Source organism: Streptomyces sp. NPDC051286, assembly GCF_044455345.1.
In the GTDB taxonomy this organism is placed as follows: Bacteria; Actinomycetota; Actinomycetes; order Streptomycetales; family Streptomycetaceae; genus Streptomyces.
The window spans coordinates 74,119-98,329 of sequence record NZ_JBITER010000023.1; the positions used below are offsets into that span (position 1 = coordinate 74,119).

The following is a 24,211-nucleotide window of genomic DNA, read 5'->3' on the forward strand; positions in this document are numbered from 1 at the left end:
GATCAGCGAGCGGCGTCATGCGGCTTCGAATCCAAGGCGGAGGAGGGAGGCGGAGCGTGGTCGCGTGCCGGGCTTTCATGCGGACCTCGGTGAGGATCCGCCAGTTCTTCAGGTCCGCGAAACCGACCGTGCTCGTTGGCCGCGCGTTCTCGGCTGACCAGCTTGTTCGCCTCTTTCTGGGCGGCGGTCAGGGCCGTGCTGCGGGTCGCCTTGTAGCCGGTGACGATCACGGGATTTCCGGGGTCGTCGTCCAGGCCGACGAAGCCGAGGTCCGTGAGCGCCCCGGGACCCGCTGCACGCAGATGCTCGGTGATCTTGTTGTGGCGGGCGGTGGTGATCTCGCTGGAGCGGCCCGACCCCGAGCAGACCGGCGCGTTCCTGCCGAACGGAGCCGCCGCCAAAGCGGGCTTGAACCGCAGTGTCCTGGAAGCGGGTTGGGGGCAGTTCCCTACGATCCTGGCGAACAAGGCTGAAAGTGCCGGTCGCCGGGTGATCGAAGTGGGCGCCCGCAACACCTCCCGCACCTGCCCCGAATGCGGTGAGCGACTGCCGGCCGCTGCCTGTCGGCACCCCCGTGCGCCACTACGGCCAGCAATGGGCCGCAGCCCGCACCGGCACCGCCACCATCGCGAGGCCAAAGGCCCGTGGCTGGGCGGCGCCTTCGAGTACCGGGTCGGCGCGGGCAAGGACTTCTCCTACGCCACCGGCCCCGCAAACCCCGAGACCCGTGACGCCTGGTGGTCCAGCGATGCCACCATCCCCGCCACCGAGCGCCCCCGTGCCGTCGGTCCGGGTCAGAGCCCGAGCTTGCCCTTGATGTCGGCGACCTGGGGTCCGGTGTCCTTGGCGGGAAGCTTCCAGCCATGCGGTGCCTGCGTACCGTCCGTGTAGACGAGCTTGCCGCCCTTCGCCTGCTCGGGCGTGAGGTCGAAGACCCGGGCGCGGGTGGCGGTGTCCCCCGGCTCGATGGCACCGGACGGGGGGTACCCGTCCAGGGTGACCTTTCCGGCGTTGCCGTTGCCCGCGGCGACGGACGTACCGTCCGAGCCGATCCACTGCCAGCCGCCGCCCGGCGCGGGCTCCTCGTCGGCGGGGTTCGCACTCATTGATTTCTCGCTCAGCGTGACGACCGCGAACACGCCGTTCTGCGGTGACGCTCCGGCGCCCTGTTCGGCGTAGACGACGGTCGTCGGGGTGATCTCCAGGATGCCGACGGTCTTGGCTCCGACGGTCCGGGACGGCTCACCCAGACCGACCGCGGCGGGACCCGTGTCGTCACCGGCGGGCGCGCCGGTGGCGCTCTGTGTGGGCGACGGCTCTGAGTGTGTGGGTGACGGAGACTGTTTGGCGTCGCCGCCGCTGTCCCCGGGCCCGGGGTCACAGGCGGTCAGGGCCAGACAGGCGGCGGCGGCGAGACTGACGGCAAGCGGGATTCTGCGCATCACTACCCCCCAAGGATTCAGTACACGGAGGGACCGTAGCGCCCAGAGACGGCGCACAGGAGACCGGTCACAGACTTGGGCCCCAGGGGGTACCACCGTGACAGATCAGCCACATTCCCATGCGTCAGCAGTGTTCCCACACACCATACCGACCGCACAGGCCACGCACGACGGATGCGCAGCGCGTGTCAGAGCGCGAGGAAGTCGAGAAGCGCCCGGTTGACCTCCTCCGGGTGGGTCCAGGCGGTGTTGTGCAGGCCGCTCTGGACGGTGACGAAGGTGAGGTCCTTGATCAGATGGCTGGCAGCATCACGGCCGGAAGGGGCCTGCGGTGTCGGCCGGGGACGACGGCGTCCTCGAAGGTGTCGCCGGTGGCGTCGGTGTCACCCCGAGCCCGGCCGCCCGCTCCGCAACACCGGGCTGCTCCTCGCCGACCCGCCGTCCCCACTCGACCCGCCGTCCGGCTGCCGCTTCCGCGCCCGCTGCCCACTCACCGACGACCGCTGCGCCACGCAGCCGCCCGCCACGCGCGAGGTCGCACCCGGATGGACCGTCGCCTGCCACCGCCCGCACCCCGTCCCCGTCGGCCCCCACTAGTCTTCTGAGTCAGGAATTCGCTGGAGCGCGAGGGATTCCAGCAGCACAGCGCGGCACCGAGGCCCATCGGCTCCCGCCTGTCCCGGCGCACCGCCCGGACGGTCCGCGGCTTCGACTTCGCCTTCTGGCCGCCGCCGTTGCTGCGGGCCTGCTCCCTCGCGGCCTCCTCCGCTTGCAGTAGCACGCACCGTACGCCGCTCACCGGCACTGCCCAGGCACCGTCGCCCTTGTGCGACCTGATCGGCCAGGAGGGTGCTGAAGATCTTGGCCGGGCTCCCGGCGTCTTGCACGCACATCTGCGGCGTTGCCAAAACGGCCTGATAGCTCCGCTATGAGGCCGCTTCGGCGCCTTGCAGCTGCACGCACCAGACGCCGCTCGCTGATCCGGCCACGATCTTCAGTGCCCTCCTAGGTGTGCGCTGCGGCCGTGGTGGCCCGGACGGGCAGATCGCCGTCGCGCAGACGCCGCCCGCCGCGGCCGTTGTCCACCGCGATGAGCTCGGCGAGGATCGACAGGGCGCTCTCGGCGAGCGACGCTCCGCCGAGGTCGAGGCCCGCCGGGCCGGTCAGCCGGTCCAGTCCGGGCGCGTCGGCCAGGCGCCGCAGGCGTTGCGCGTGGGTGGCCCGGCTGCCTAGCGCGGCAACGTACCCAGCGGGTCCTGCCAGAGCGGCGCGAAGAGCGCGGTCGTCGATGCGCGGGTCGTGGCTGAGTGTGACGACGGCGTCGCGTACGCCGAGCGGATGGCGGGCGATCCACTCGTCGGGCCAGGCGCGGACGACGTCGGCGGTGCCGGGGAAGGCCCCGGAGGCGACATGGTCGGGCCGCGGGTCGAGGACGACGACCGTGCGGTGCAAGGTCCCGGCCAGGGTGGCCAGGACTGCGGCGAGATCTGTCGCGCCGACCACGAGCAGCCGCGGCCGACTCGTCAGTTCCTCGGTGTACGCAGTTCCCACGTCGGGCAGTTGGCCGGCAGTGGGTGTTGTCGACCAGCGGTGAGGCGGCCTCAGCCCGACCCGCACGGTGAGCGGACGGTCCTCGGCCAGGGCCGTGGTGATGGCGGAGTGCACGGGCTCGGGCGGCGCGGGCGTGATGAGGACACGCAGTTCGCCGGTGCAGGCGGGAGCGTCCTCCCAGGGCAGGAGGTCGTCCCCGGGCGACACCGTGGTCACATGGGGCGCGGCCCCTGCCAGGACGGCGCGGGCTGCGTCCAGGACGATGCCCTCGACGCAGCCGCCCGACAACGAGCCGCGCCACGTACCGTCCGCGGCGACGGCCATGGTGGCGCCGAGCGGTCGTGATCCGGGACCGTCACGGCCCACCAGCCGGGCCAGTGCGACGGGCCGACCCGCCCGGCGGTGGGCGTCGACAAAGGGCCACACTTCGCGGAGCACGCGTACCTCCTGTTCCAGTCCTGGGCCGGGGGCCGCGACGGCAGCGGTCCCAGAGCCCCTTCTCGCGGGCGGCTCACGACGCAGGCCGTTCCTCGATCACGCGGTCCGGACGGATGGGCAGGGTCCGCTGGCGGCGGCCGGTGGCATGCCAGACGGCGTTCGCGATCGCGGCCGCGGTGCCGACGGTGCCGATTTCACCGACTCCTTTGATGCCTGACGGGTCGCCGGGTTCATAGTCGGGCACGAAGTCGGCTTCGATGTCGGGTACGTCGGCGTGTGCGGCGATGTGGTAGCCCGCGAAGTCCGTGTTGACGTGACGTCCCGTGGCCGGATCACGGACGCCTTCTTCGTGCAGGGCCACCGACAAGCCCATGATCATGCCCCCGACAAGCTGACTGCGTGCGAGCAGTGGGTTGATCACGCGGCCCACGGCGAACATCCCCAAAAGCCGCCGCACACGCACCTCGCCGGTCGCCGGATCGACGGTCGCTTCGCAGAACACGGCGCTGTAGGAGTGCCGTTCCATGAGGGGCAGCTCACCGAGCGACTCGGTGGTGTCGAACGAGACGGTCAACGGCAGCGGGGCGCCGCCCAGCTGGGAGCGCAGCTTCGCCGCGGCCCCGGTGATCGCCCAGGACCAGGACGTCGTCCCCCGGGATCCACCGGCGTTCCATGTGGGACCGAGGTCGCTGTCCGCGATCAGCAGCCGTATCCGTTCGGGGCCTGTCCGCAGCGCCTCGGCCGCCACCGCGGTCAGTGCGGTGCGTGCGCCCGTGCCGATGTCGCTGGCGCCGATGGCTACGGTGAACGCGCCGTCGGTCTCGGCGGTGATCGATGCCGAGGAGGGCAGGGCCCCGGCACTGAAGGACGTGGCCGCCATCCCGGTGCCGACGAGCAGACGTCCCTCCCTCCGCGTCCGGGGCCGGTGCTCACGTGCGGCCCAGCCGAACCGGCGAGCGCCCTCCCGCAGACACGCGACGAGGTTGCGGCGGCTGAACGGCAGACCCGACACGGGGCCAGTGGAGGGCTCGTTGCGCAGCCGAAGCTCAAGGGGGTCCATACGCAACCGTTCCGCCACCTCGTCCATGGCCGATTCAAGAGCGAACGAACCGGGTGTCGCGCCGGGCCCACGCACCGAGTACGGCGGCAGGACGTCGACCGGGACCGCGGTGCGCCGGGTGCGGATCGCCGATGCTGCATAGAGCGTGTTGGTGAGCTCGGTGCAGTTTTCGAGGTAATCCGCGAGCTTCGAGACCTCGAAGGCCGAAGCGTGGTCGATTGCCCGCAGACGGCCGTCGGTATCCGCCCCGATCCGGACCCGCTGGTCGGTCGCCGGCCGCATCGAGACCGTCTGGAAGACCTGATTCCGGGTCAGGGTGACGCGCACGGGACGGCCGAGCGTCGTCGTGGCCATCACCGCCAGGACCAGCTGCGGGCCACACCCGCCCGACTTGGACCCGAAGCCGCCACCGACGTGCTCAGCGCGGACGCGTACCTGTTTCGGGTCGAGGGAGAAGAGTGTGGCCACCGTCATGGCGACCAGGAAGGGCCCCTGATTGGAGTCGACGATCTGCAGGCGGTCGCCTTCCCACCAGGCGGTCGCGGAGTGCGGCTCCATGGCGGCGCCGTGCTGCTCGGGCGTGACGTAGCGCTCGTCGACGACCACCGCGCTCGCAGCCAGCTCCTTGTCCACGTCACCGACGGTGGCGTCTTCTCCGAAGAACGACGTCGCCGGCCGCGCGGCCGGGTGCTCAAGTGAGAAGTCGACGTCGTACGGTTCCTCGGCGTATGTCACCCGTATGACCATGGCTGCCGACCGGGCCTGCTCCGCTGTCTCCGCCACCACCAGCGCAATCGGCCGGCCGGAATGAGGGATCTCGTCGCTCTGCAGCAGGTGCATGCCACCGTCGGGCCCGAAGAACGATCCTGCGTCCAGGTTGAGCCGGGGCGCGTTGCGGTGGTCGATCACGCCCAGCACGCCGGGCATGGCCAGCGCGGCGGAGGTGTCGATGCCGCGGATGCGTCCGCGGGACACCGTGGAGGTGACGACCCAGCCGTGCGCCAAGTTGCTCATCGGCTCGTCCGCGGCGTAGCGCACCGCGCCGGTGACCTTGGCCGTTCCGTCCATACGGGGTCGCGCTGTGCCGACGGTCCCCCATGGCGGTTCCCTCGTGCCGGCCGACGAGGCGGAGCTACCGGCGGTGTTCGGCCCGGGGGCCGGGTTTCCGGCCGGTGCCGGGGATGGACTGGTCGGGGACGCGTTCATGTGTTGATCTCCTTCAGGACGTGTGACGGGACCGGTTCGTCACTCGGCCCAGTGGGCGAGCTCGGCCAGGACGGCCTCGATGAGGTTGCGGGCGAGTGTGACCTTGTACGCGTTGTCGCGCAGCGGCCGCGCGGCGGACAGTTCCGCGTCCGCGGCGAAGCGGAAACGGTCGGCCGTGGTGGGGGTGCCCCGCAGGGCGGTCTCGGCGGCGTGGGCGCGCCAGGGGCGTGAGGCAAGGCCGCCGAGTGCGATCCGGGCGCCTTGGACGACGCCCTGGTGGACGTCCAGCGCGGCTGCGACGGACACGTTGGCGAAGGCGTAGGACGCCCGCTCGCGGACCTTGCGGTAGCGCGAACGCGGGCTCGCCGCGGCGGCCGGCAGGGTGACAGCGGTGATCAGGGCACCCGGGGGCAGCACCGATTCCCGCTGCGGACTCTCGCCGACCGGCGGGTAGAACTCGCACAGCGGGATCTCGTGGGTCCCGTTCAGGGTCTCGTAGTGCACGACCGCGTCGAACGCGGCCAGGGCCACGGCCATGTCCGAGGGATGGGTGGCCACACAGTGGTCGGACCAGCCGAGGACCGCGTGGTTGTGGTGTTCGCCGGCGATCGCGGAACAGCCGCTGCCCGGGCTGCGCTTGTTGCACGGCTGGGAGGGGTCTGCGAAGTAGCCGCACCGGGTCCGCTGCAGCAGGTTGCCGCCCACCGTGGCCATGTTGCGCAACTGCCCCGACGCGCCCGCCAGCACGGCCTGGCTGAGTGCCGGATACCGGCGGCGCACCTCGGGATGGGCCGCCAGGTCGCTGTTGGTCGTCGTCGCGCCGATGACGAGCCCGCCGTCAGGCGACTCGCGGACGCCGTCCAGAGGCAGTAGGCGCACGTCCACCAGCCGGGTGGGCGTTTCGACGCCGTCCTTCATCAGATCGACGAGATTCGTCCCGCCGCCGAGGAACCGGGCACCGCCGTCGCCGGCGACCAGGGCGAGGGCCTCCCGGACCTGCCTCGGCCGCTGATAGCTGACCTTCTTCATCCCGTCATCTCCTCGCGGGACGCCGCCTCGAGCACGGCGCGCACGATCGACGGGTACGCGCCGCACCGGCACAGGTTGCCGCTCAGGCGCTCGCGCACCTCCTCGGCGTCCAACTCCGGTGCCGGTTCCTCGGGTGAGACAACTGCGGTGACCGCGCTGGGCCAGCCCGCCGCGTGCTCGGCCAGCATGCCGACCGCGGAGCAGAGCTGCCCGGGGGTGCAGTAGCCGCACTGGAGTCCGTCGAGCTGCACGAACGCCTGCTGCAGCGGGTGCAGTTCACCATTGTGGGCGAGGCCCTCGACGGTCGTGACGTCCGAGCCGTCGGCTGCGACTGCCAGCGTCAGGCAGGACACCACACGCCAGCCGTCCAGGAGCACCGTGCAGGCGCCGCACTGTCCGCGGTCGCAGCCCTTTTTCGGCCCTGTGTTGCCCGTGCCCTCACGGAGCGCGTCGAGCAGTGTCCTGCGATTGTCGATATTCAGACGGTGAGTCAGACCGTTGACGCGAAGACGTATCTCACTGCGGGTTCCATCAGTCATACCGCTTCCCCTTCCTCAACAAACCCCCGGACAACAGAGCCTCATAGACTCCAGAACATTCAACCAGTCCGCCGGATAATTGCTTTGCCTAAAAGTGGCGAAGCCTTGCACGATCCTCTTCGTGATTTCGCATGAGTCGGAGTATGAAAGGTTTGCTGGACCTTCCTCGGTGGCGATGTTTCAATCGGTGCCATGCTGCTGGACGAACTCCGCACTCTGCTGGCGCGTCACGCCCGGGCCGACGGAACCACTGCCATCGAGAACGTGCTGATCGGCCGCGAGAAGTCACAAGCACCCCATGCCGCCATGACCGGAACGGTCATGGCGCTGATCGCTCAGGGCGCCAAACGTCTCGCGCTCGGCGAGTACGTGTACGAGTACCGTGCCGGGCAGTACTTGGTCGCATCCGTCGATCTGCCCGTCACCGGCCACTTCACGCAGGCCACCCCGGCGCGGCCGGCGCTGGGTCTGGGCCTGCTGCTGCGGCCGTCGGACATCGCCGAAATGGTGCTGCAGGCCCCACCCGGCAGCCTTCCTCCAAACGGCACCGCGCCACCCGCCATCGCCGTCAGCGACGCCTCCGACGAACTCCTCGACGCCGCCGTGCGGCTGCTGCGCCTGCTCGACCAGCCGCGGGACAGGGACATGCTCGCGCCCCTCATCAAACGTGAAATTCTGTGGCGCCTGATCACGAGCGAGCAGGGTGCGACGGTTCGCCAGATCGGCCTCGCGGACAGCAAGCTCTCCCACATCGCCAGAGCTGTGCAGTGGATTCGGGAGAACTACAGAGAGGCATTCCGGGTGGACGACGTGGCAGAGCTGATCGGGATGAGCACTTCTGCCTTCTACCGGAATTTCCAGGCCGTCACCGGAATGAGTCCCATTCAGTTCCAGAAGCAGATCAGACTCCATGAGGCCCGGCTTCTTCTGGTAGCGCATCCAAAAGACATCGCGCACATCGGACACCGTGTGGGCTACGACAGCCCGTCCCAGTTCAGCCGGGAGTACCGGCGCCTGTTCGGCGCACCACCCAGTCAGGACACGGTGAGATTCGGGGCACGCACTGCCGACGCAGGGCACTGACCGGCCGGAATGCGCGGCCTGCGGGCGGAATACACCAGGGCGGGAGGCAGGTTGCGGTACACCGTCCTGCTCGCGATCACTTCTTCGAATTCCCGGCGCAGTTGTGCGAGCCGGTGACGGCTCGGCGGGGCCCAGTGGGCCCAGGTGTAGGTGAATTGCGTGTACGCACCGCTCTCGGACAGAACCGAGCCGATTTTCGGTACGAGGGCGTGGCCGTGCGGGCCGGTGAACGCCGACCAGGGGAGGCTGCTCACCACCACGTCCGCCGTGCGCAGGCCCCGGTCGGCGAGGATGCGGGGCAGTTCCCAGGCAGAGTCGGTGACTATCTCGGCGCGGGGAAACCGCTGAACCAGATGTGTGGCGAGCCGCTCGTTCAGTTCGACCGCGATGTGACGGCCGCGGCCTGCCAGTTTGCTTTGGATCGCCTCGGTGGCAGGTCCGGTGCCGGGCCCGAGTTCCACCACCACGGGCTCGCCCCGCTCCGGCACGGCGGCGACGAGCCGCTCGACCAGGCGGGCCGAACTCGGGACCAGGGAGGCTGTCCGGAGCGGACTGCGCAGGAACTCGCGGGCGAAAAGCGCTGTTTCACTCATGCTGTGACCCTTGCGGTGCGGTGGGATCCGCGGGCGGGCAGGCATTTTCCTGCTCTGCGGGAGAACCGGTGATTCCATTCAACCGCTATGACCTGCGGAAACCGTAGAACGATCCTCGCTGCCCCTTGCACGATCCTCCACCGCGATCAAGCCAGTTCAGGGAAGAACACCTGCTGGGTTGCGCACGCCGTGACGCAGACGGACGACGTCCCGGCTGGGAGGCGCACCGAACTGGCGGCGGTATTCCCGGCTGAACTGTGACGGGTTGTCGTAGCCGACGCGGTGGCCGACCCCGGTGACGTCGCCCGGGTGGGTGGCGAGCAGCAGCCTGGCCTCCTGGAGCCGGATCTGCTTCTGGAACTGGATGGGGCTCATCGCGGTCACCGCCTGGAAGTTGCGGTAGAAGGCGGAGACGCTCATGCCGGAACGGCGCGCCACGTCCTCGACCCGGAAGGGCTCCGCGTAGTGCTCGCGGATCCAGCGCACGGCCCGGGAGACACGGCCGAGGCTGCTGTCGGCGAGGCCGAGCTGGCGCACCGCCGCGCCCTGCTCCCCGATGGCGGTGGTCCAGCCGGGGCGGGCCCCGCATCACCGAGCCCCTCTCCGGGGAGCCCAGGCGTCCCTCAGCGCATGGCGACACCGCACACCCCCCGACCCGCATCTATGGCTGTCCGCCCCGTGGGAGAGGTCTCCCGCACCGCCCTACCGTGGCGGACCTGGACCACCGAGCCCGCCCCGGACGGGAGAGCCGCGATGCGCAGAGTAACGAGCACCCTGCTCGGCCTGCTTCTCACACTGCTGAGCCTCACAGCAGCCACCACACCGGCCCACGCCGCCCCACCCACCTACCTCACCCTCGAGGCCACCTACACCACCGTTGCCAACGGCTGGGATCGCGTCGACCGCTACCTCGACACCACGAGCGGTTTTCATTCCGAGCAGTACCCCCCGGACGGCCGTGGCGACCAGGACGGCCAGCGACGCACCTTCTTCAGCGGCGTCAAGCAGCCCTACTCCGGCCGTTTTCTCCTCTACTCCGCCCCCGGCTGGAACAGAGGCAGTCACCCGACCCCCGTCCTCCTCGTCCACGGCGCCAACGACAACGCCGACCGCGCCTGGGCCAACCCCGGCGAAGCCGGTGGCTACGGCTGCGGCACCATCTCCTGCCCCAGCACCGGACTCATGCAGTACCTCACCGACCGCGGCTACCGCGTCTTCGCGATCAACTTCGCCCATAAGCAGGGCGACAACCTGATGCAGGCCCAGCAGGTCGGCGACGCCATCGCCGTCATCAAGGACCGGCTCGGCGTCAGCCAGGTAGACCTCGTCGGCTGGAGCAAGGGGGAGATGTCCACCCGAGCCTACGTCTCCTCACTGCACCCCACGTGGGGACGTCCCTACGCCGGAGACGTACGCCGCCTCATCACTCTCGGCGGCCCCAACGGCGGCTACGACTACCCCTACGCCCACGGCTGGGCCCACGACTTCAGCGTCTGGCCCCAATGCGGCGGCAGCGTCAACGCCCCCTCGCCCCACCTCTACATGACCTGCTACGGCACCTACACCGCCCACCCCGAATTCGCCTTCACTCCCACCAACGGCTACGACGCCTATCCCGGACAGCGCCAGATGCTCGCCCGCTGGGACACCGCCTACGGCATCGACATGACCCAACAGGACTGGTACACCACCTACCACGGTGGCCAGGGCCTCTACACCTCCGGCAGTGGCATCCAGACCGCCATCGACGCCGGCTCCCTGATCACCCCCCTCCACAAGGCAGGCATCCCCGGCACCGTCGCCACCTACCTCCTCGCCGGCGGATCCCCCAGCGTCCTCGGCATCTACAACGAGAACCGCGGCCCCAGCGACGGCGTGGTCTTCGTCAACAGTGCCCTCGACCGCACCGGCATCGCCAACGTTGCCGGCACCTCCCTCATCACCACCGCCAACCACCTTCAACTTGGCTGGCACTCCTCCGCCTGCGCCCAGATCGCCGCCTGGCTCGGCTGACCTGCCACTCCCCCAAGGACGGACCATGACCGCGCCCGCACTCCTCCCCGGCATCCACGCTCGACTCATCACCACCCCCCGGCTCACCCTCAACCTCCTCGAACTCCCCGACCGGACCGGCGAACCCGTCCTCTTCGTACACGGCAACGTCTCCGCCGCCACCTTCTGGCAGCAGGCCATGCTCGACCTGCCCCACACCTACCGCCCCCTCGCCGTCGACCTCCGCGGCTTCGGCGGCACCGACCCCCTTCCCGTCGACGCCACCCACGGCCTCCGGGACTACAGCGACGACCTCACCGCCCTACGCGACACCCTCGCCCTCGACCGCGTCCACCTCGTCGGCTGGAGCATGGGCGGCGGCATCACCCTCCAGCACCTCCGCGATCACCCCACAGCCGTCCGCAGTGTCACCCTCGTCAACCCCGTCTCCCCCTACGGCTTCGGCGGCACCCACGGCCCCGACGGCCGACTCAACCACCACGACGGAGCCGGCTCCGGCGCAGGCACCGTCAACCCCGAATTCGTCCAGCGCCTCACCGAAGGCGACCGCAGCGAGGACTCACCACTCTCCCCCCGCGCCGTCCTTGCCTCCAGCTACGTAAAGCCGCCGTTCCGCCCCGCACTTGAGGACGCCTTCGTCGACGCCATGCTCTCCACCCGCACCGGAGACGACCACTACCCCGGCGACACCCGTCCCAGCGACCACTGGCCCGGCACCGCCCCCGGCCCCCGAGGTGTCCTCAACGCCATGGCCCCCACCCACTTCCGTATTGACGACCTGCACCGGATCGACCCCAAACCGCCCATCGGCTGGATCCGCGGCACCGACGATCTCATCGTCTCCGACACCTCGCTCTTCGACCTCGCCCACCTCGGTGCACTCGGCGCCGTACCCGGCTGGCCCGGCGCCTACCAATGCCCTGCCCAACCCATGCTCGCCCAGACCCGCCACGCACTCGATCACTACGCCGCCGCGGGCGGCCACGTCCGCGAAACTGCCATCCCCGACGCCGGTCACGCCGTACACATCGACAAACCCAAGGAGTTCACCGCCGCCCTCCTGGACACCCTCACCGCGGGCCGGTGAAGCGGCCTGGCACAACGGCGAAGAAGACCACGTGCACCTGCTCGTGCACTACCCGCCGAAAGCCGCCCTCTCCAGCCTGGTCAACAGCCTCAAGGGCGTCAGCTCTCGTTACCTGCGCGCCGAGTTCACCGGCCGCGTCAACCACGCAACCCTGCACGGCCGCTTCTGGTCCGGCTCCTACTTCGCCGGATCATGCGGCGGCGCACCACTCCAGGCAGTGAAGGACTGCATCGAGAACCAGAAGCGGCCTACCTGACCGTCACAACGGAGGTGCAGAGAACTCCGGCGCTCCGCACCTCCGGGCCCAGGATCGGATTCCCTCCCCGCCTGAAGGCAGGGATTCCCTCCGAAGAAGAGGGATGGAGAGCACTACGACGTGGAGCACTTCCAACTTCTTCCGGCAGGCGGAGACTGGCGCGTCCAGGTCCGCCGGACCACCTGCTGGGCGCTCGGCCAGAACTGGTTGGCCGGCCTCGCAGCCGCGCCCACCAGCATCCCGGACACTGCGGCCCTGCGCCGCGCCCGCGGCCGGGCGGTACTGCGCGCCCTCGGCGGCATCCTCATCGAAGACACCGGCACCCACGGCCGCCCAGGTGGCAAACCCACCTGGGGCCCACCCGCCCACACCGCACTACGACGCCTCATCGCAGTAACCCTCCCCTGATCGATCGACGGCCGGCCAGGCCGCCCCTGAGGGGGCGTCACACCGCTGGCGCGCCTGGCGGGGACCCCGGCTTCTTCTCGTCGGCCCCGCGCCGCAGAGCGCTGTCCTGTGGCGTGACCACCGAAAGCGGCGCAGCGATCTGCTCCAGCGGCTTCTGTTCTGCGGCCACCGCGAAGAAGACAGCCACCAGGCCCGCGATCACCATCAGGGCCGCCCCCACACAGAACGCGAGAGCGGCGTCCGCGACGACTCCGCTCTGCGTCAGGCCCGCAAAGAGCAGCGGGCCGGAGATACCGCCGGCCGCCGTCCCGATCGCGTAGAAGAAGGCGATCGCCATGGCCCGCGTCTCCATCGGGAAGATCTCGCTGACCGTGAGGTACGCCGAACTCGCACCCGCCGACGCGAAAAAGAGGACGACGCACCAGCACAGCGTCATCGTGATGGCGTCGAGCCGTCCGGTGTCGAACAGCCAGGCAGTGAGGAACAGGAGCACTCCGGAGAGGATGTAGGTCCCCGCGATCATCGGCCGGCGGCCCCAGGTGTCGAAGAGATGGCCCAGGAACAGTGGGCCGAGGAAGTTGCAGAACGCGATGGCGGCGAAGAAGTAGCCGGTTGTTCCGGTGGAGACGTCGAAGAACGTGACCAGGATCGAACCGAAGCCAAAAGTGATCGCGTTGTAGAGGAAAGCCTGTCCGACGAAGAGCGCGAAGCCGAGCGTCGCACGCTTGGGATAGTCACGGAAGACGGTCTTCCCGATCTCGATGAAGCCGACGCTGCGTCGCTGTTCGACAGTGATCTCGCTCTCCGCCTCGGGGAGCAGGTGGCCCGTCTCCCCCTCGATCTCCCTTTCCACTTCGTCGACGAGCTTCTCCGCTTCCTCGGACTGTCCGTGGATGAACATCCATCGCGGGCTTTCCGGCACATGACGGCGCACGAGAAGGATGACCAGTCCCAGAACGACGCCGAGGGCGAACGTCAGCCGCCAGCCGACATCCTTGGGGAAGATGTCGGTATCGAGTGCGAGGACCGACAGGAGAGCACCACCTATCGCACCCAACCAGTAACTGCCATTGATGATCAGGTCGACGCGGCCCCGGAACCTGCTGGGGATCAGCTCGTCGATGGCGGAGTTGATGGCCGCGTACTCGCCGCCGATACCGAACCCGGTCAGGAAGCGGAAGAGGAAGAACCACCAGACGGAGAAGGACATGGCGGTGAGCGCGGTCGCCGCGAGGTAGACGGTCAGAGTGATCAGGAAGAGCTTCTTGCGGCCGTAACGGTCCGTGAGCCAGCCGAAGAAGAGAGCGCCCGAGCAGGCGCCCGCCACGTAGAGCGCTGCCGCGACGCCCGTGACTTGGGCGCTGCTGATCGGCAGGCCGCTGCCGGCTTCGGAGAGCCGGCCGGCGATGTTCCCGACAACGGTGACTTCCAGGCCGTCGAGGATCCAGACGGTGCCCAGGCCGATCACGATCATCCAGTGCCATCGCGACCACGGCAGGCGGTCCAGTCTCGCGGGGACCTTCGTTGTGACCGTTCCGCTGACTGCTCCTCCGCCTCGGCTCATGCGACTCTGCCTCCTGAGAGGACGGCCGTCTTCGCCGCCCGTGGCGCCGAGGCCGGGTACCCCGGGTCCAAACGGATAAACAGCATCATGAGCCGATGCCCTGCTGGGGAGGCGCGCCGTTATCGCAACGTGGAGAGGGTCCCCCTCTCCTGTTCTGGAACACGGCCGAGGATCTCGCGGAGGCCCTGGTCGACGCCGGGATGCTGGAGTCCCCTGCTCCGGGCCGCTATCGCTTGCACGATCTTCTCCGGCTGTACGGTCGACGCCACGCCGAATCCACGGAGCGTGCCGAGGACCGGGCGGCGGCGCTGCGCCGGGTGCTGGCCCTCCTCTACGGCAGCGCGGTCCTCGTGGCACGCACGGCCCTGCCCGACGACGCCCTCTCACCCGCCTGGCTCCGCCCTGTGGGTCATCCGGGCATCGCCTTCGAGGCACCGAACAGGCCCGGGCCTGGTTCCGCGCGGAGCACGCCGTGTTGACGTCGGCCGTGGATCAGTCGCTGGCGTCGGTCCCCGACGCTCTGCGGATGGCCGTGGACCTGCTGATGCTGATCGTGGTCTGCAGCCTCTTCCCGAGCTGCGGCCCCTACGAGGAGGCTTGTCGGCTCGCCGGATCGGCCGCCCACCGGGCGGCGGAGGCAGAGGCTCTCCCGCAGGATGGGCAGCATCGTGCCGGCGGCGTCCCGGTCCGTCGTGGAAGCGGGCGTGACCAGCACCATCAGCAGCAGCCCGAGGCGGTCCACAAGGCTGGTCCGCCGACGTGGTGGCACCGGACCAGGTCGTGGACGCCTGGATTGCTGGAGACATCGCCGCGCTGCCGGGCGGCAGTCCGGTCCGGGCCTTCGCCCAGGTCACACCCAGCTGCAGCGAGCCGGCCCCTGCCCGTGTTCGCGGCTGTGCGGTTCGCCGTCCCTACGGTTCTGCGGCCGAACTGCCTCCCCCTCGGCGAGCGCCCGGTACAGCGAGGCGACCGAGGGTCACAGCGTCGGCCTCGGAAGGGTTCTACGAGCCGGTCACCTCGTAGTCGGGGAGTGCGGCCGGGGTGGTCCGGGTTGCCGGGCGCATGGTCAGGATCAGTACGGCCAGCCCGGCGAAGATGACCGCGGCGACGACGCCGGTGACGTGCAGACTGGCGGTGAACGCCTCCCGCGCGGTGTGCAGCAGTTCCGCGCCCTGGCCGGCGGGAAGGTGCCGGCTGGCGGCGACCGCGCCGGCCAGCGAGTCGGACGTGCCGTCCATCCGGCTGCGGTAGACCACTGCGGCCACCACTCCGAGCAGCGCGAAGCCGAGCGAACCGCCGAAGTAGTTGCCGGTCTCAGACATCGACGCCGCCGATCCGGCGCGCTGTGGCGGTACGGACCCGACGACCAGCCCGGTGCCCAGCGCGAACAGCGGGCCGGTGCCCAGCGCCAGTACGGCGATGCCGGTCATCACCAACGGCAGGGCGCTCGCAGCGTCGACGCCGACCAGCAGCAGGCTGCCCAGCGCCGACCCCACCAGCCCGCCGGCGATCGCGGTCGTCTGCTTCATCCGCCGGGCCAGCGCCGGCGCGGCCATGGTGCCGATCGCCACGCCCAGGCCCATGGGCGCGAACAGCACCGCCGCCGCGACCGGCGAGAAGCCCAGCACGCTCTGCAGGTACTGGGTCACCAGCAGGCCCGTACCAGCCATGGCGATGCCGGCGAAGACCAGCGCGACGAGTACGGCCGTGAACGGGCGGTTGCGCAGCAGCCGCAGGTCCAGCAGCGGCTTCTGAAGCCGCAGTTGCCGGCGTACGAACAGGAATCCGATGGCTGCGCCGGCGACGAGAGCCACCGACGGCACGACTGGCACGCTCTCGACGGTCAGCTGCTTGATGCCGTAGATCATCAAGAGCACCGCCACGAGCGACAGCCCGACGCCGGCCAGGTCCAGCCGGCCGGCCTGGTCGCTGCGGAACTCCGGCAGCAGGACCGGCCCGGCGAGCAGCAGCAACGCCATCGCCGGCACGGCGACCAGGAACACCGATCCCCACCAGAAGTACTGGAGCAGGAATCCGGCGAGTACGGGTCCGAGGGCGCCGCCGGTGAACTGGCAGGTCGCCCAGATCGCGATGGCCTGCCCGCGCTGCCGTTCGTCGCGGAACATGTTGGTGATCAGGGCAAGTGTGGACGGCGCCAGGGTCGCGCCGGCGACGCCCAGCAGCGCACGCGCGATGATCAGCATCAGCGGGCTGACCGCGAAGGCGGCCACGACCGAGAGCACCGCGAACGCCGCTCCGCCGGTCATCAGCAGCCGCCGGCGGCCGATCCGGTCGCCGAGCGTACCCATCGTGATGACCAGGCCGGCCACCATGAGTCCGTAGCTGTCACTGATCCACAGCTGCTGGACGTTGGTGGCGCCCAGGTCGGCGCTCAGCTGCGGGAGCGCGAGGAGCAACGCCGTCATGTCCATCGCGACGAGCAATGTCGGCAGCATGAGGACGACCAGTCCCAGCCATGCCCGGTTGACTCGCATATCCGAAACTCCCTGTTCTCTCGACGTTTCGCCGGTTGGTCGGAGCGGTCGGGAGCTTCTTGACATCGGTGGGGGCGGAAATCTCTCGCGGCTGCCACGGTGGGGCGTCACCCACGGCGAGGCGTCACCGGACATGGCGATCTCGTGGTCCGGGCGATGCGACGGCGAAATACTCATGCGAAATTTCTGGCGGGGGATGTCAAGACGGCGGCGGTGACTCCGACCAACCGGTCGAAGGGCCCAGCCGGGGCTCGCGAACCACGAGGAGTACGAGATGAAGTTCCTGATCAGCATGCATATCAACCCGGCCGTGCTGGACGCGCTGACGGACGACGAGAAGGCGGCGATCGGCGGCGGCCACGGCACGTTCATCGAGGAGCTGAAGAAGTCCGGCGAGCTGATCACCACGCAGGCGCTGGTCGATCCGTCTCAGGCCGCCGTGGTGTCCGTACGAGGCGGCCAGCCGGTGGTGACCGACGGACCTTTCCTGGAGGCCAAGGAGTTTCTGGGCGGCTTCTACCTGATCGACTGCGAGAACAAGGAGCGGGCGGTCGAGCTGGCAGCGCAGATCCCGGACGCCGCGATCGAGGGTCTGGGGGTCGAGGTTCGGCAGGTGATGTTCGCTGACGGACAATTGGAGGCATGACAGCACCGGACTTCGAGGACCTGCTGCGTGAGCTCACGCCGCAGGTCCTCGGCACGTTGGTACGTCGGCACGCCCAGTTCGAGGGGTGTGAGGATGCCGTGCAGGAGGCCGTCCTCGCCGCCACTGTGCAGTGGCCGGCCGAGGGGGTGCCGGGCAACCCGCGCGGCTGGCTGGTGACTGTCGCGTCCCGGCGGCTCATCGACCAGATGCGCAGTGACCACGCGCGCCGCGAGCGGGAGTCGGCGACGGCCACCGAGGTGGTGCCCGATGACGTACCGGACACCGACGACACGCTCGTCCTGCTGTTCCTGTGCTGCCATCCGACGCTGACCGCGGCCTCCCAGACCGCCCTGACGCTGCGGGCGGTCGGCGGCCTGACCACTGCCGAGATCGCCCGCGCGTTCCTGGTGCCGGAGGCCACGATGGCGGCCAGGATCAGCCGGGCCAAGCAGCGCATCAAGGCCGCCGGAAGCTCGTTCAGCCTGCCGGACGGCGCGGAGCGCCAGGAGCGGCTGCGGGTCGTCCTGCACGTGCTCTACCTGATCTTCAACGAGGGCTACACCGCCTCCTCGGGCAGCGAGCTGCACCGCGCCGACCTCGCGCACGAGGCGATCCGGCTGGCCAGGATGGTGCACGCGCAGCTGCCCGAGGACGGCGAGGTGACCGGGCTGCTCGCGCTGATGCTGCTGACCCACGCCCGCCGGGAGGCACGTACGACGGCGGCCGGCGACCTGGTGCCGCTGGACGAGCAGGACCGTACGAAGTGGGACCGCGGGCTGATCGACGAGGGCATCGAGCTGGTCAAGGCGTCGCTGGCGGGCCCTGCGCTGGGGCCGTACCAGCTGCAGGCCGCCATCGCCGCCACGCACGCCGACGCGGCCACGGCCGGGGAAACCAACTGGCCGCAGGTGCATGCCCTTTATCTGATCCTGGAACGGATCGCCCCCAACCCGATGGTCACCCTCAACCGGGCGATCGCGCTCGCCGAGACCGAGGGCCCGCCGGCCGGGCTGGCCCTGTTGTCCACGCTGGACAGTGACGAGCGGATGGCCGGGCATCACCGGCTGCTGTCCGTACGGGCGCATCTGCTGGAGAGGACCGGTGACATGGCCGAGGCGTACGAGCACTACCGGCGCGCCGCGAAGTCCACCGCCAGCATCGCCGAGCAACGCTACCTGGAGTCCCGGGCCGGCCGGGTGACAGGCCTTTGCGCCACGGGTGTTGCGAATCGCCCTGACCGACCTCCTCACCGGGCGCATCGAGAAGGGTGTCTGGCACTGGCTCATGACCGAAGTGGCGGGCCGGCTGCTGAGGCGCCGGAAGTCGTCGGGGTGCGTCAGTGAAGGCTTCCTCGGTCAACGGCCCAGGTTTTTGTTGGCGTTGACCGGCGCGCTCTCAGTCATGGCGGTAGTAGTCGTCGATGGGGGTGCGTGCCTCGTCGAACAGGGCCGGGCCGTCCTGCGCCACCGTCGGCCAGGGGCTCGGGCAGTGACTGCGCCCACGCAGAATGCTCGGCTGCCGGTCCGAAGGACGGTACTGATTTCCGGCGCAGGACATGAGCGTCTGTCGCCAGGGGCGAGCCGGCCCGTCAGGCCGTCAATGCCGTCCGGCGTGGAGCTTTGCAGCAGGGGGGCACGGGCTCGGCCCGGCGTCCGGGCCGTCCAGGGTCTGGATGAGGCGGGCGGCCACGTCCGCCATCGCCCGGCGGGCGGCAGCGAGGCAGGCGGCCGGGTCCTGCGTGCCACCCGCCGCGAGCCCGTCGCGCAGCGCTCGCGTCATCGCGGGGTCGAGAGCGCGCCCGAAGCCGAGCTTGGCCACGTCCGCGAAGACCGCTGCCTTCAGTTCTTCCGGGTTTGCCGCGGACAACTCCCGAAGGACGAGGGGCACGTTCACCGCTGTCCGCAGCCCGGCGAGCAGCGAGCGGTGGTCCTCCGCCGTGCAGGTGCCGAAGGGGTGGCTTTCGCCGCTGAGGACAAGTGCGTCGGCGCCAGTGGCGTCGGCGAACTCCTGGGCCGGCCCGGGGGCGAGGTGCGCTCCGTGTGGACAGGGCGGTGTGCCGGTCCGTGCGGCACGCGGACCCTCGCGGCCCCCGGTGTCCGTCAGTTCCGCTTCCGCCCAGAGTCCCTGCTCGTGCGCCCACGAGACCGCGTCCCGAGTCACGGCGACGGCTCTGGCGTAGGAGAGATGACCGGCGTCGTACATGATTGAGCCGAAGCCACAGTGCGCTGCCTGGGCGAGCAGTGCGGTCCTGCGCACCTTCGTCAGGTGGAGCCCGACCGGCACGGTGGCAGTGCGCGCCATCTCGGCGGCGGCCCGGGCGAGTGGCGCGAGGTGCCCGCCGTGATGGTCGACCGCCGTCTCGCCGATCTGGATGATCACACCGCTGCCCGCCAGTTCCGCCCCCGCCACGATCGCCTGCAGGTGCTCGAAGGTGTGGGCGTCGAAGGCGGCGACCGGGCGGTGGTGCGCCCGGCCGTCGGAGAGCATCGGGCCGATGGCTGCGAGCGTCAAGGGAGCCTCCAAAGCAGCACGTTGGGTGCCCCGGACTGCAGGGCGCGGGCATTCATGATTGCACGTGCTCGCAAAGGGCGGTATTCACGCATGAGTGCGCACTCGTAGAGGGTGAGAAGGTCGCGGATGAGGAGGCAGGCGAGCCGGGTCAGCTGGCGGCGGCCAGCCGTCCCGCAGGCGGAGACCATGGTCACCACATCCGGCTTGTCCGAGTTGAGCAGGAGAGGGAGGAAGTTCTTCACGGTCAGGATGGTGCCGGTGGCGCCGGATGCAAAGGTGTCGACCCTCTTGGGTGGTCTGTCCAACTCGCCTGGGCGCTGCGGCGGTGTCGATCGGCGTGCGCGGCTCTGGCACGGCGACGGGCAGCAGGTCGAGCCGTTCGCCCATCGGCACCGCCTCGGCTCACCGCAGCGACGCCACACCCCTCGGGTAGGCACATCACAGGATCGGGCAACGCCCGCCCTGCGGCACGCTTCCGGCGATTCCAGGTTTGGCTTCCTACGGCGGAATACGTTCATCCGGTTGTCGCACCACAATCACGGCATCGTCCGGCAGATCACGTACTCATAAACAGGTCTGGACCGAACGCTCGGTGCGACAGCAAGCGCCCGGTCGACTCCGAGGCGTCTGCATCCCGCTCATCCCGAAAGGATCTACAAGTGGATCGCAGGTCACTTCTGACCGCCGCTGCGGGCGCGGTCGCCCTCGGCGCCGCCTCGCAGGTACCGGCGCACGCATCGTCGGCCCGTGCACCCCAGTCCAAACTCGTCACCAAGTTCAACGTCATCAGCGACATCCAGGGCGATCTTGGCGATCTGAACGCGACGCTGGAGGACCTGAGCAAGAGCAACCCGGACAGCACGGGGATCGCGATCGCCGGTGACATCACCCCCCGCGGATACGACTTCGAATACGCGGCGGTGAAGGAGACATTCGGCAGGCACACGCTGCCGAAGGCGGCCTGGGCGATCGGCAACCATGAGTTCTACGTGCCCAAGTGGGCCAATCCGGACCAGCTGTCGCAGTCGACCTGGCCGAACGGCACCACCGAAGACTCGCTCTTCCGCAGCTTCTACAACTTCGCAGGCCGCAACACCGTCTACGCCGAGCAGTCCTTCGGCGGAATCCCGGTGCTGATGATCGGCACCGAGAAGTACATGCACTACCACGACTCGACCCTCTGGGACGATGTGTGGATGAGCGACGCCCAGTTCGCCTGGCTGGAGGAGCGGCTCAGGTACTGGGAGGCCAAGCGCAAGCCGGTCATGGTCATCACGCATCATCCGCTCCCGAACACGGTCTCGGGCAGCCACAACAAGCTGTACATGCGTGACTACCTCCAGGCCGACCGGCTGCTGGGTATTCTCGGCCGCCACCGCGACGTGTTCCTGTTCTGCGGGCACACCCACTGGGACCTCAACCTGTCCGACTGGTACGTGCGGCGCGTGGTTCCCGGCACGGCGAATCTCGACGGCTTCTCCGTGATCAACACAGGTGCCATCCAGACTGGCTGGACCGACGATGGCAAGGGCGGCGAGGTGGTCGTCGAGGGCACGTTCAACCAGGGCCTCCAGGTCGAGGTGTATCGCGACCAGGTCGTGGTGAAGGCGCGTGACTTTGCCAAGGGTGACTGGCTGAAGCAGATCACGATCCCGCTGCACACAGCAATCTGACGTACGCACATACGTGACCTCAAGACACCAGGAGGCCGGTTTCGTACGCGCGTCCGAAACCGGCCTTCGGCGGCCGTCACCCCGAGACAGTTCGGTCACGCACTTCATCCCGTGCGGGGTGCAGGAGGGGGCCAGCCCGAGTCACGGCGGGCCGCCACGAGGGCCCGCGCCGAGAAACGCTCCCGCCGCCGCCTGCGGATGGCCTCGGCGGCCTGGCTTGACGTGGGGTCGTCGAGGCCCGGCGTCACCCCCACCACCGCCTCCGCCACCCTTCCCGTTCCCGCGCTCGGCGTACGCGGCGACCGCGCGGTCCAGCAGCTCCTGGTCGCTCTGTGCCTCGCCGAGGCGACGGCGGGTCTCGTCGCTCTCGACGACGTCGGCGGGCAGCCACGGGCGTCAGTAGTTGCGGTACAGGAAGTGCCGTCACTACCTCACACCCGGTATCGAAGCCACACCCGCGTACCCTTTTTTCCCGTGCCAGCCTCCCGCCTGAATCGCGTCGCCGTCCTTGTGCTCGACGGTGCGAAGCCGCTCGATGTCGGCATTCCTGCGCAGGTCTTCACGACCCGCGCGAGCATGCCGTACGAGGTGCGGGTGTGCGGTGCGGCACCCGGCCTCGTGACCGGCGGGGACGGCCTGTCGTACTACGTCACCCACGGGCTCGACGCGCTTGCGTGGGCCGACATCGTCTTCGTCCCCGGCTACCGGTTCCCGGACCGCGACGACCCGCCGCAGGCCGTCATTGACGCGCTGGTCGCCGCCCACGACCGGGGTGCACGGCTCGCCGCCATCTCGACGGGCGCCTTCGCGCTCGCCGCCACGGGCCTGCTCGACGGCAAACGCGCCACGACCCACTGGCATTACACGCGGGCGCTTATGGCGAAGCATCCGCTCGTTCAGGTCGACGAGAACGTCCTGTTCGTCGACGAGGGCAGCGTGCTGACGTCGGCCGGCGCCGCCTCGGGCATCGACCTGTGCCTGCACATTCTGCGCGGCGACCTCGGGGTTGCCGCGTCGAACTACGCGGCCCGGCGCCTGGTCGCGGCCCCCTACCGCAGCGGCGGCCAGGCGCAGTATGTGCCGCGCAGCGTGCCCGAGCCGCTCGGCGAGCGGTTCGCCGCCACCCGCGAGTGGGCGCTGCACCGGCTCGGCGAGCCCCTCACCCTCGAGGCGCTCGCCCGGCATGCGACGGTGTCGCCCCGCACGTTCTCGCGACGCTTTGTCGAAGACACGGGGTACACGCCGATGCAGTGGGTCATGCGCGCCCGGATCGACGTGGCCCGTGAGCTGCTCGAGCGTTCGGAGCGGAGCGTCGAGCAGATCGCCGCCGACGTCGGTCTCGGCACCGGTGCGAATCTGCGGTTGCACTTCCAGCGCATCCTCGGCACCACGCCGAGCGAGTACCGGCGCACCTTCACCAAGGGCGAATAGCCCGCCCTCATGTGGCGAGATCCTTTTGAACCATGGCGATCACGCCGCTGTCGCGGGCGGGTGCCGGGCGCGAACCTGATGGCGAACAGAAGGGACATCGCTCATGACTCGCATCGCTATCAACGGGTTTGGCCGCATCGGACGCAATGTGCTGCGCGCGCTGCTCGAACGCGGCGACGACCTCGAGGTCGTCGCCGTCAACGACCTCACGGAGCCCGCCACTCTTGCGCGGCTGCTCGCTTTCGACACCACGGCCGGCCGGCTGGGTCGCCCGGTGACGGTCGACGGAAGCGCCCTCGTCGTCGACGGCCGTCGCATCGCGGTGCTTGCCGAGCGCGAACCGGAGCAGCTGCCGTGGGCCGAGCTCGGCGTCGACATCGTGCTCGAGGCGACCGGCCGCTTCACGTCGGCCAAGGCCGCCCGTGCCCACCTCGACGCGGGCGCGAAGAAGGTGCTCGTCACCGCGCCGTCGGACGGTGCTGATGTCACGCTCGCGTTCGGGGTCAACACCGACGCGTACGACCCGGACCTGCACACGATCGTCTCGAACGCCTCGTGCACAACCAACGCGCTTGCGCCGCTCGCCGCGGTGCTCGACGAACTCGCCGGCATCGAGCACGGCTTCATGACGACGGTGCACGCCTACACGCAGGAGCAGAACCTGCAGGACGGTCCGCACCGCGACGCCCGCCGCGCCCGCGCCGCCGCTGTCAACATCGTGCCGACCACGACGGGCGCCGCCAAGGCGATCGGCCTCGTGCTGCCGAACCTTGACGGCAAGCTGTCGGGCGACTCGATCCGCGTGCCGGTTCCGGTGGGTTCGATCGTCGAGCTCAACACGACCGTGACGCGCGACGTGACGCGCGACGAGGTGCTGGCGGCGTACCGCGCCGCGGCACAGGGGTCGCTGGCCGGCGTACTCGAATACTCGGACGATCCGCTGGTCTCATCCGACATCATGGGCAATCCGGCCTCGTCGATCTTCGACTCGGCCCTCACCCGCGTCGACGGGCGCCACGTCAAGGTGGTCGCCTGGTACGACAACGAGTGGGGCTTCTCGAACCGTGTGATCGACACGGTCACGCTGCTCGCCGCTCGCTGAGCGGACGCCGGGGCGGTCCCCACCGCCGAAGGCCTCGCTGCCCAGCGCCTCCCGTTGGCGCTCCGGTGCAGCGACGCACGGGGC

General features: G+C 69.7%; 20 protein-coding genes and 5 pseudogenes. 13 read left to right on the plus strand and 12 right to left on the minus strand.

What is annotated here, in order from left to right; all coding sequences use genetic code 11:
• Positions 1-2: 2 nt before the first annotated feature.
• Positions 3-401, minus strand: a complete 399-nt coding sequence (locus ACIBB8_RS23095; RefSeq protein WP_398955037.1) for a hypothetical protein — start codon at positions 399-401, stop codon at positions 3-5.
• On the opposite strand from ACIBB8_RS23095, the pseudogene ACIBB8_RS23100 reads away from it, so the two are divergent.
• Positions 349-570, plus strand: a pseudogene (locus ACIBB8_RS23100) (zinc ribbon domain-containing protein); the annotation flags it as partial. The gene ACIBB8_RS23095 and the pseudogene ACIBB8_RS23100 sit on opposite strands and share 53 nt — an antisense overlap.
• Positions 571-794: 224 nt before the next feature.
• Here ACIBB8_RS23100 and ACIBB8_RS23105 read toward each other — a convergent pair.
• Positions 795-1,442: a hypothetical protein gene (locus ACIBB8_RS23105; protein ID WP_398954946.1), complete on the minus strand. Its 648-nt coding sequence runs from the start codon at positions 1,440-1,442 to the stop codon at positions 795-797.
• A 174-nt stretch (positions 1,443-1,616) separates the two neighbouring features.
• Here ACIBB8_RS23105 and ACIBB8_RS23110 point away from each other — a divergent pair, with 174 nt between their 5' ends.
• Entirely contained in the window at positions 1,617-2,039 is a 423-nt protein-coding gene (locus ACIBB8_RS23110) for an oligopeptide/dipeptide ABC transporter ATP-binding protein (protein WP_398954948.1), read from the plus strand.
• A 408-nt stretch (positions 2,040-2,447) separates the two neighbouring features.
• Here the strand turns inward: ACIBB8_RS23110 and ACIBB8_RS23115 are convergent, their stop codons facing one another.
• The 4 genes from ACIBB8_RS23115 to ACIBB8_RS23130 form a co-directional block, all read right to left on the minus strand.
• Positions 2,448-3,431 carry an XdhC family protein gene (locus ACIBB8_RS23115; RefSeq protein WP_398954950.1) on the minus strand — a complete coding sequence of 328 codons (984 nt, stop codon included), beginning with the start codon at positions 3,429-3,431 and terminating at the stop codon, positions 2,448-2,450.
• Between the two features lie 73 nt (positions 3,432-3,504).
• Positions 3,505-5,559, minus strand: coding sequence for a xanthine dehydrogenase family protein molybdopterin-binding subunit (locus ACIBB8_RS23120; RefSeq protein ID WP_398954952.1), 2,055 nt, complete (start codon positions 5,557-5,559; stop codon positions 3,505-3,507).
• A gap of 177 nt (positions 5,560-5,736) precedes the next feature.
• The gene (locus ACIBB8_RS23125) at positions 5,737-6,726 is read right to left on the minus strand and encodes an FAD binding domain-containing protein (protein ID WP_398954955.1); all 990 of its coding nucleotides are present in this window, start codon (positions 6,724-6,726) and stop codon (positions 5,737-5,739) included.
• Positions 6,723-7,265, minus strand: coding sequence for a (2Fe-2S)-binding protein (locus tag ACIBB8_RS23130; RefSeq protein ID WP_398954957.1), 543 nt, complete (start codon positions 7,263-7,265; stop codon positions 6,723-6,725). Before ACIBB8_RS23130 ends, ACIBB8_RS23125 begins: the two co-directional genes overlap by 4 nt.
• A 192-nt stretch (positions 7,266-7,457) precedes the next feature.
• Here ACIBB8_RS23130 and ACIBB8_RS23135 point away from each other — a divergent pair, with 192 nt between their 5' ends.
• Positions 7,458-8,348 (plus strand): AraC family transcriptional regulator N-terminal domain-containing protein, encoded by an 891-nt coding sequence (locus ACIBB8_RS23135; protein ID WP_398954959.1) that lies wholly within the window; start codon positions 7,458-7,460, stop codon positions 8,346-8,348.
• Here the strand turns inward: ACIBB8_RS23135 and ACIBB8_RS23140 are convergent.
• Together ACIBB8_RS23140 and ACIBB8_RS23145 are read right to left on the minus strand one after the other, a co-directional pair.
• Positions 8,300-8,941 carry a class I SAM-dependent methyltransferase gene (locus ACIBB8_RS23140; protein ID WP_398954961.1) on the minus strand — a complete coding sequence of 214 codons (642 nt, stop codon included), beginning with the start codon at positions 8,939-8,941 and terminating at the stop codon, positions 8,300-8,302. The two genes, ACIBB8_RS23135 and ACIBB8_RS23140, sit on opposite strands and share 49 nt — an antisense overlap.
• A 156-nt stretch (positions 8,942-9,097) precedes the next feature.
• Positions 9,098-9,511, minus strand: a pseudogene (locus ACIBB8_RS23145) (helix-turn-helix domain-containing protein); the annotation flags it as partial.
• Positions 9,512-9,694: 183 nt separating this feature from the next.
• Here ACIBB8_RS23145 and ACIBB8_RS23150 point away from each other — a divergent pair.
• From ACIBB8_RS23150 to ACIBB8_RS23165, 4 genes and pseudogenes are all read left to right on the plus strand, one after another.
• Positions 9,695-10,954 carry an esterase/lipase family protein gene (locus ACIBB8_RS23150; protein WP_398954963.1) on the plus strand — a complete coding sequence of 420 codons (1,260 nt, stop codon included), beginning with the start codon at positions 9,695-9,697 and terminating at the stop codon, positions 10,952-10,954.
• A 25-nt stretch (positions 10,955-10,979) separates the two neighbouring features.
• Complete coding sequence (locus tag ACIBB8_RS23155; RefSeq protein WP_398954965.1) at positions 10,980-12,041, plus strand: alpha/beta fold hydrolase; 1,062 nt, start codon at positions 10,980-10,982, stop codon at positions 12,039-12,041.
• A 13-nt stretch (positions 12,042-12,054) separates the two neighbouring features.
• Positions 12,055-12,297: pseudogene (tnpA, locus tag ACIBB8_RS23160) on the plus strand (IS200/IS605 family transposase); the annotation flags it as partial.
• Between the two features lie 102 nt (positions 12,298-12,399).
• Positions 12,400-12,705, plus strand: a pseudogene (locus ACIBB8_RS23165) (hypothetical protein); the annotation flags it as partial.
• A gap of 37 nt (positions 12,706-12,742) precedes the next feature.
• Here the strand turns inward: ACIBB8_RS23165 and ACIBB8_RS23170 are convergent.
• Entirely contained in the window at positions 12,743-14,269 is a 1,527-nt protein-coding gene (locus ACIBB8_RS23170; protein WP_398954967.1) for an MFS transporter, read from the minus strand.
• A gap of 95 nt (positions 14,270-14,364) precedes the next feature.
• Here ACIBB8_RS23170 and ACIBB8_RS23175 point away from each other — a divergent pair, with 95 nt between their 5' ends.
• On the plus strand, positions 14,365-14,748 hold the full coding sequence (locus ACIBB8_RS23175; protein ID WP_398954969.1) for a hypothetical protein: 384 nt from the start codon (positions 14,365-14,367) through the stop codon (positions 14,746-14,748).
• Between the two features lie 522 nt (positions 14,749-15,270).
• On the opposite strand, the gene ACIBB8_RS23180 is transcribed toward ACIBB8_RS23175, so the two are convergent.
• Positions 15,271-16,764 (minus strand): MFS transporter, encoded by a 1,494-nt coding sequence (locus ACIBB8_RS23180; RefSeq protein ID WP_398954970.1) that lies wholly within the window; start codon positions 16,762-16,764, stop codon positions 15,271-15,273.
• A gap of 274 nt (positions 16,765-17,038) precedes the next feature.
• On the opposite strand from ACIBB8_RS23180, the gene ACIBB8_RS23185 reads away from it, so the two are divergent.
• Together ACIBB8_RS23185 and ACIBB8_RS23190 are read left to right on the plus strand one after the other, a co-directional pair.
• Positions 17,039-17,410, plus strand: coding sequence for a YciI family protein (locus ACIBB8_RS23185; protein WP_398954972.1), 372 nt, complete (start codon positions 17,039-17,041; stop codon positions 17,408-17,410).
• Positions 17,407-18,753: an RNA polymerase sigma factor gene (locus tag ACIBB8_RS23190; protein ID WP_398954974.1), complete on the plus strand. Its 1,347-nt coding sequence runs from the start codon at positions 17,407-17,409 to the stop codon at positions 18,751-18,753. The genes ACIBB8_RS23185 and ACIBB8_RS23190 overlap by 4 nt, the downstream gene beginning before the upstream one ends.
• A 253-nt stretch (positions 18,754-19,006) precedes the next feature.
• On the opposite strand, the gene ACIBB8_RS23195 is transcribed toward ACIBB8_RS23190, so the two are convergent.
• Entirely contained in the window at positions 19,007-19,921 is a 915-nt protein-coding gene (locus ACIBB8_RS23195) for a class II fructose-bisphosphate aldolase (RefSeq protein WP_398954976.1), read from the minus strand.
• 152 nt (positions 19,922-20,073) lie between these two features.
• A pseudogene (locus ACIBB8_RS23200) lies at positions 20,074-20,205 on the minus strand (SDR family NAD(P)-dependent oxidoreductase); the annotation flags it as partial.
• A 375-nt stretch (positions 20,206-20,580) separates the two neighbouring features.
• Here ACIBB8_RS23200 and ACIBB8_RS23205 point away from each other — a divergent pair.
• From ACIBB8_RS23205 to gap, 3 genes are all read left to right on the plus strand, one after another.
• Entirely contained in the window at positions 20,581-21,594 is a 1,014-nt protein-coding gene (locus tag ACIBB8_RS23205; RefSeq protein WP_398954978.1) for a metallophosphoesterase family protein, read from the plus strand.
• 474 nt (positions 21,595-22,068) lie between these two features.
• Positions 22,069-23,025: a GlxA family transcriptional regulator gene (locus tag ACIBB8_RS23210; protein ID WP_398954981.1), complete on the plus strand. Its 957-nt coding sequence runs from the start codon at positions 22,069-22,071 to the stop codon at positions 23,023-23,025.
• Positions 23,026-23,128: 103 nt separating this feature from the next.
• Entirely contained in the window at positions 23,129-24,127 is a 999-nt protein-coding gene (gene gap / locus ACIBB8_RS23215; protein ID WP_398954983.1) for a type I glyceraldehyde-3-phosphate dehydrogenase, read from the plus strand.
• The last annotated feature ends 84 nt before the right edge of the window (positions 24,128-24,211 follow it).

Coding starts and splice junctions, on each gene's coding strand:
- ACIBB8_RS23105 (WP_398954946.1), bottom strand. CDS start 1,442: ATGCGCAGAATCCCGCTTGCCGTCAGTCTCGCCGCCGCCGCCTGTCTG.
- ACIBB8_RS23110 (WP_398954948.1), top strand. CDS start 1,617: ATGCGCAGCGCGTGTCAGAGCGCGAGGAAGTCGAGAAGCGCCCGGTTG.
- ACIBB8_RS23120 (WP_398954952.1), bottom strand. CDS start 5,559: ATGGACGGAACGGCCAAGGTCACCGGCGCGGTGCGCTACGCCGCGGAC.
- ACIBB8_RS23125 (WP_398954955.1), bottom strand. CDS start 6,726: ATGAAGAAGGTCAGCTATCAGCGGCCGAGGCAGGTCCGGGAGGCCCTC.
- ACIBB8_RS23130 (WP_398954957.1), bottom strand. CDS start 7,265: ATGACTGATGGAACCCGCAGTGAGATACGTCTTCGCGTCAACGGTCTG.
- ACIBB8_RS23135 (WP_398954959.1), top strand. CDS start 7,458: ATGCTGCTGGACGAACTCCGCACTCTGCTGGCGCGTCACGCCCGGGCC.
- ACIBB8_RS23140 (WP_398954961.1), bottom strand. CDS start 8,941: ATGAGTGAAACAGCGCTTTTCGCCCGCGAGTTCCTGCGCAGTCCGCTC.
- ACIBB8_RS23150 (WP_398954963.1), top strand. CDS start 9,695: ATGCGCAGAGTAACGAGCACCCTGCTCGGCCTGCTTCTCACACTGCTG.
- ACIBB8_RS23155 (WP_398954965.1), top strand. CDS start 10,980: ATGACCGCGCCCGCACTCCTCCCCGGCATCCACGCTCGACTCATCACC.
- ACIBB8_RS23170 (WP_398954967.1), bottom strand. CDS start 14,269: ATGAGCCGAGGCGGAGGAGCAGTCAGCGGAACGGTCACAACGAAGGTC.
- ACIBB8_RS23175 (WP_398954969.1), top strand. CDS start 14,365: ATGCCCTGCTGGGGAGGCGCGCCGTTATCGCAACGTGGAGAGGGTCCC.
- ACIBB8_RS23180 (WP_398954970.1), bottom strand. CDS start 16,764: ATGCGAGTCAACCGGGCATGGCTGGGACTGGTCGTCCTCATGCTGCCG.
- ACIBB8_RS23185 (WP_398954972.1), top strand. CDS start 17,039: ATGAAGTTCCTGATCAGCATGCATATCAACCCGGCCGTGCTGGACGCG.
- ACIBB8_RS23190 (WP_398954974.1), top strand. CDS start 17,407: ATGACAGCACCGGACTTCGAGGACCTGCTGCGTGAGCTCACGCCGCAG.
- gap (WP_398954983.1), top strand. CDS start 23,129: ATGACTCGCATCGCTATCAACGGGTTTGGCCGCATCGGACGCAATGTG.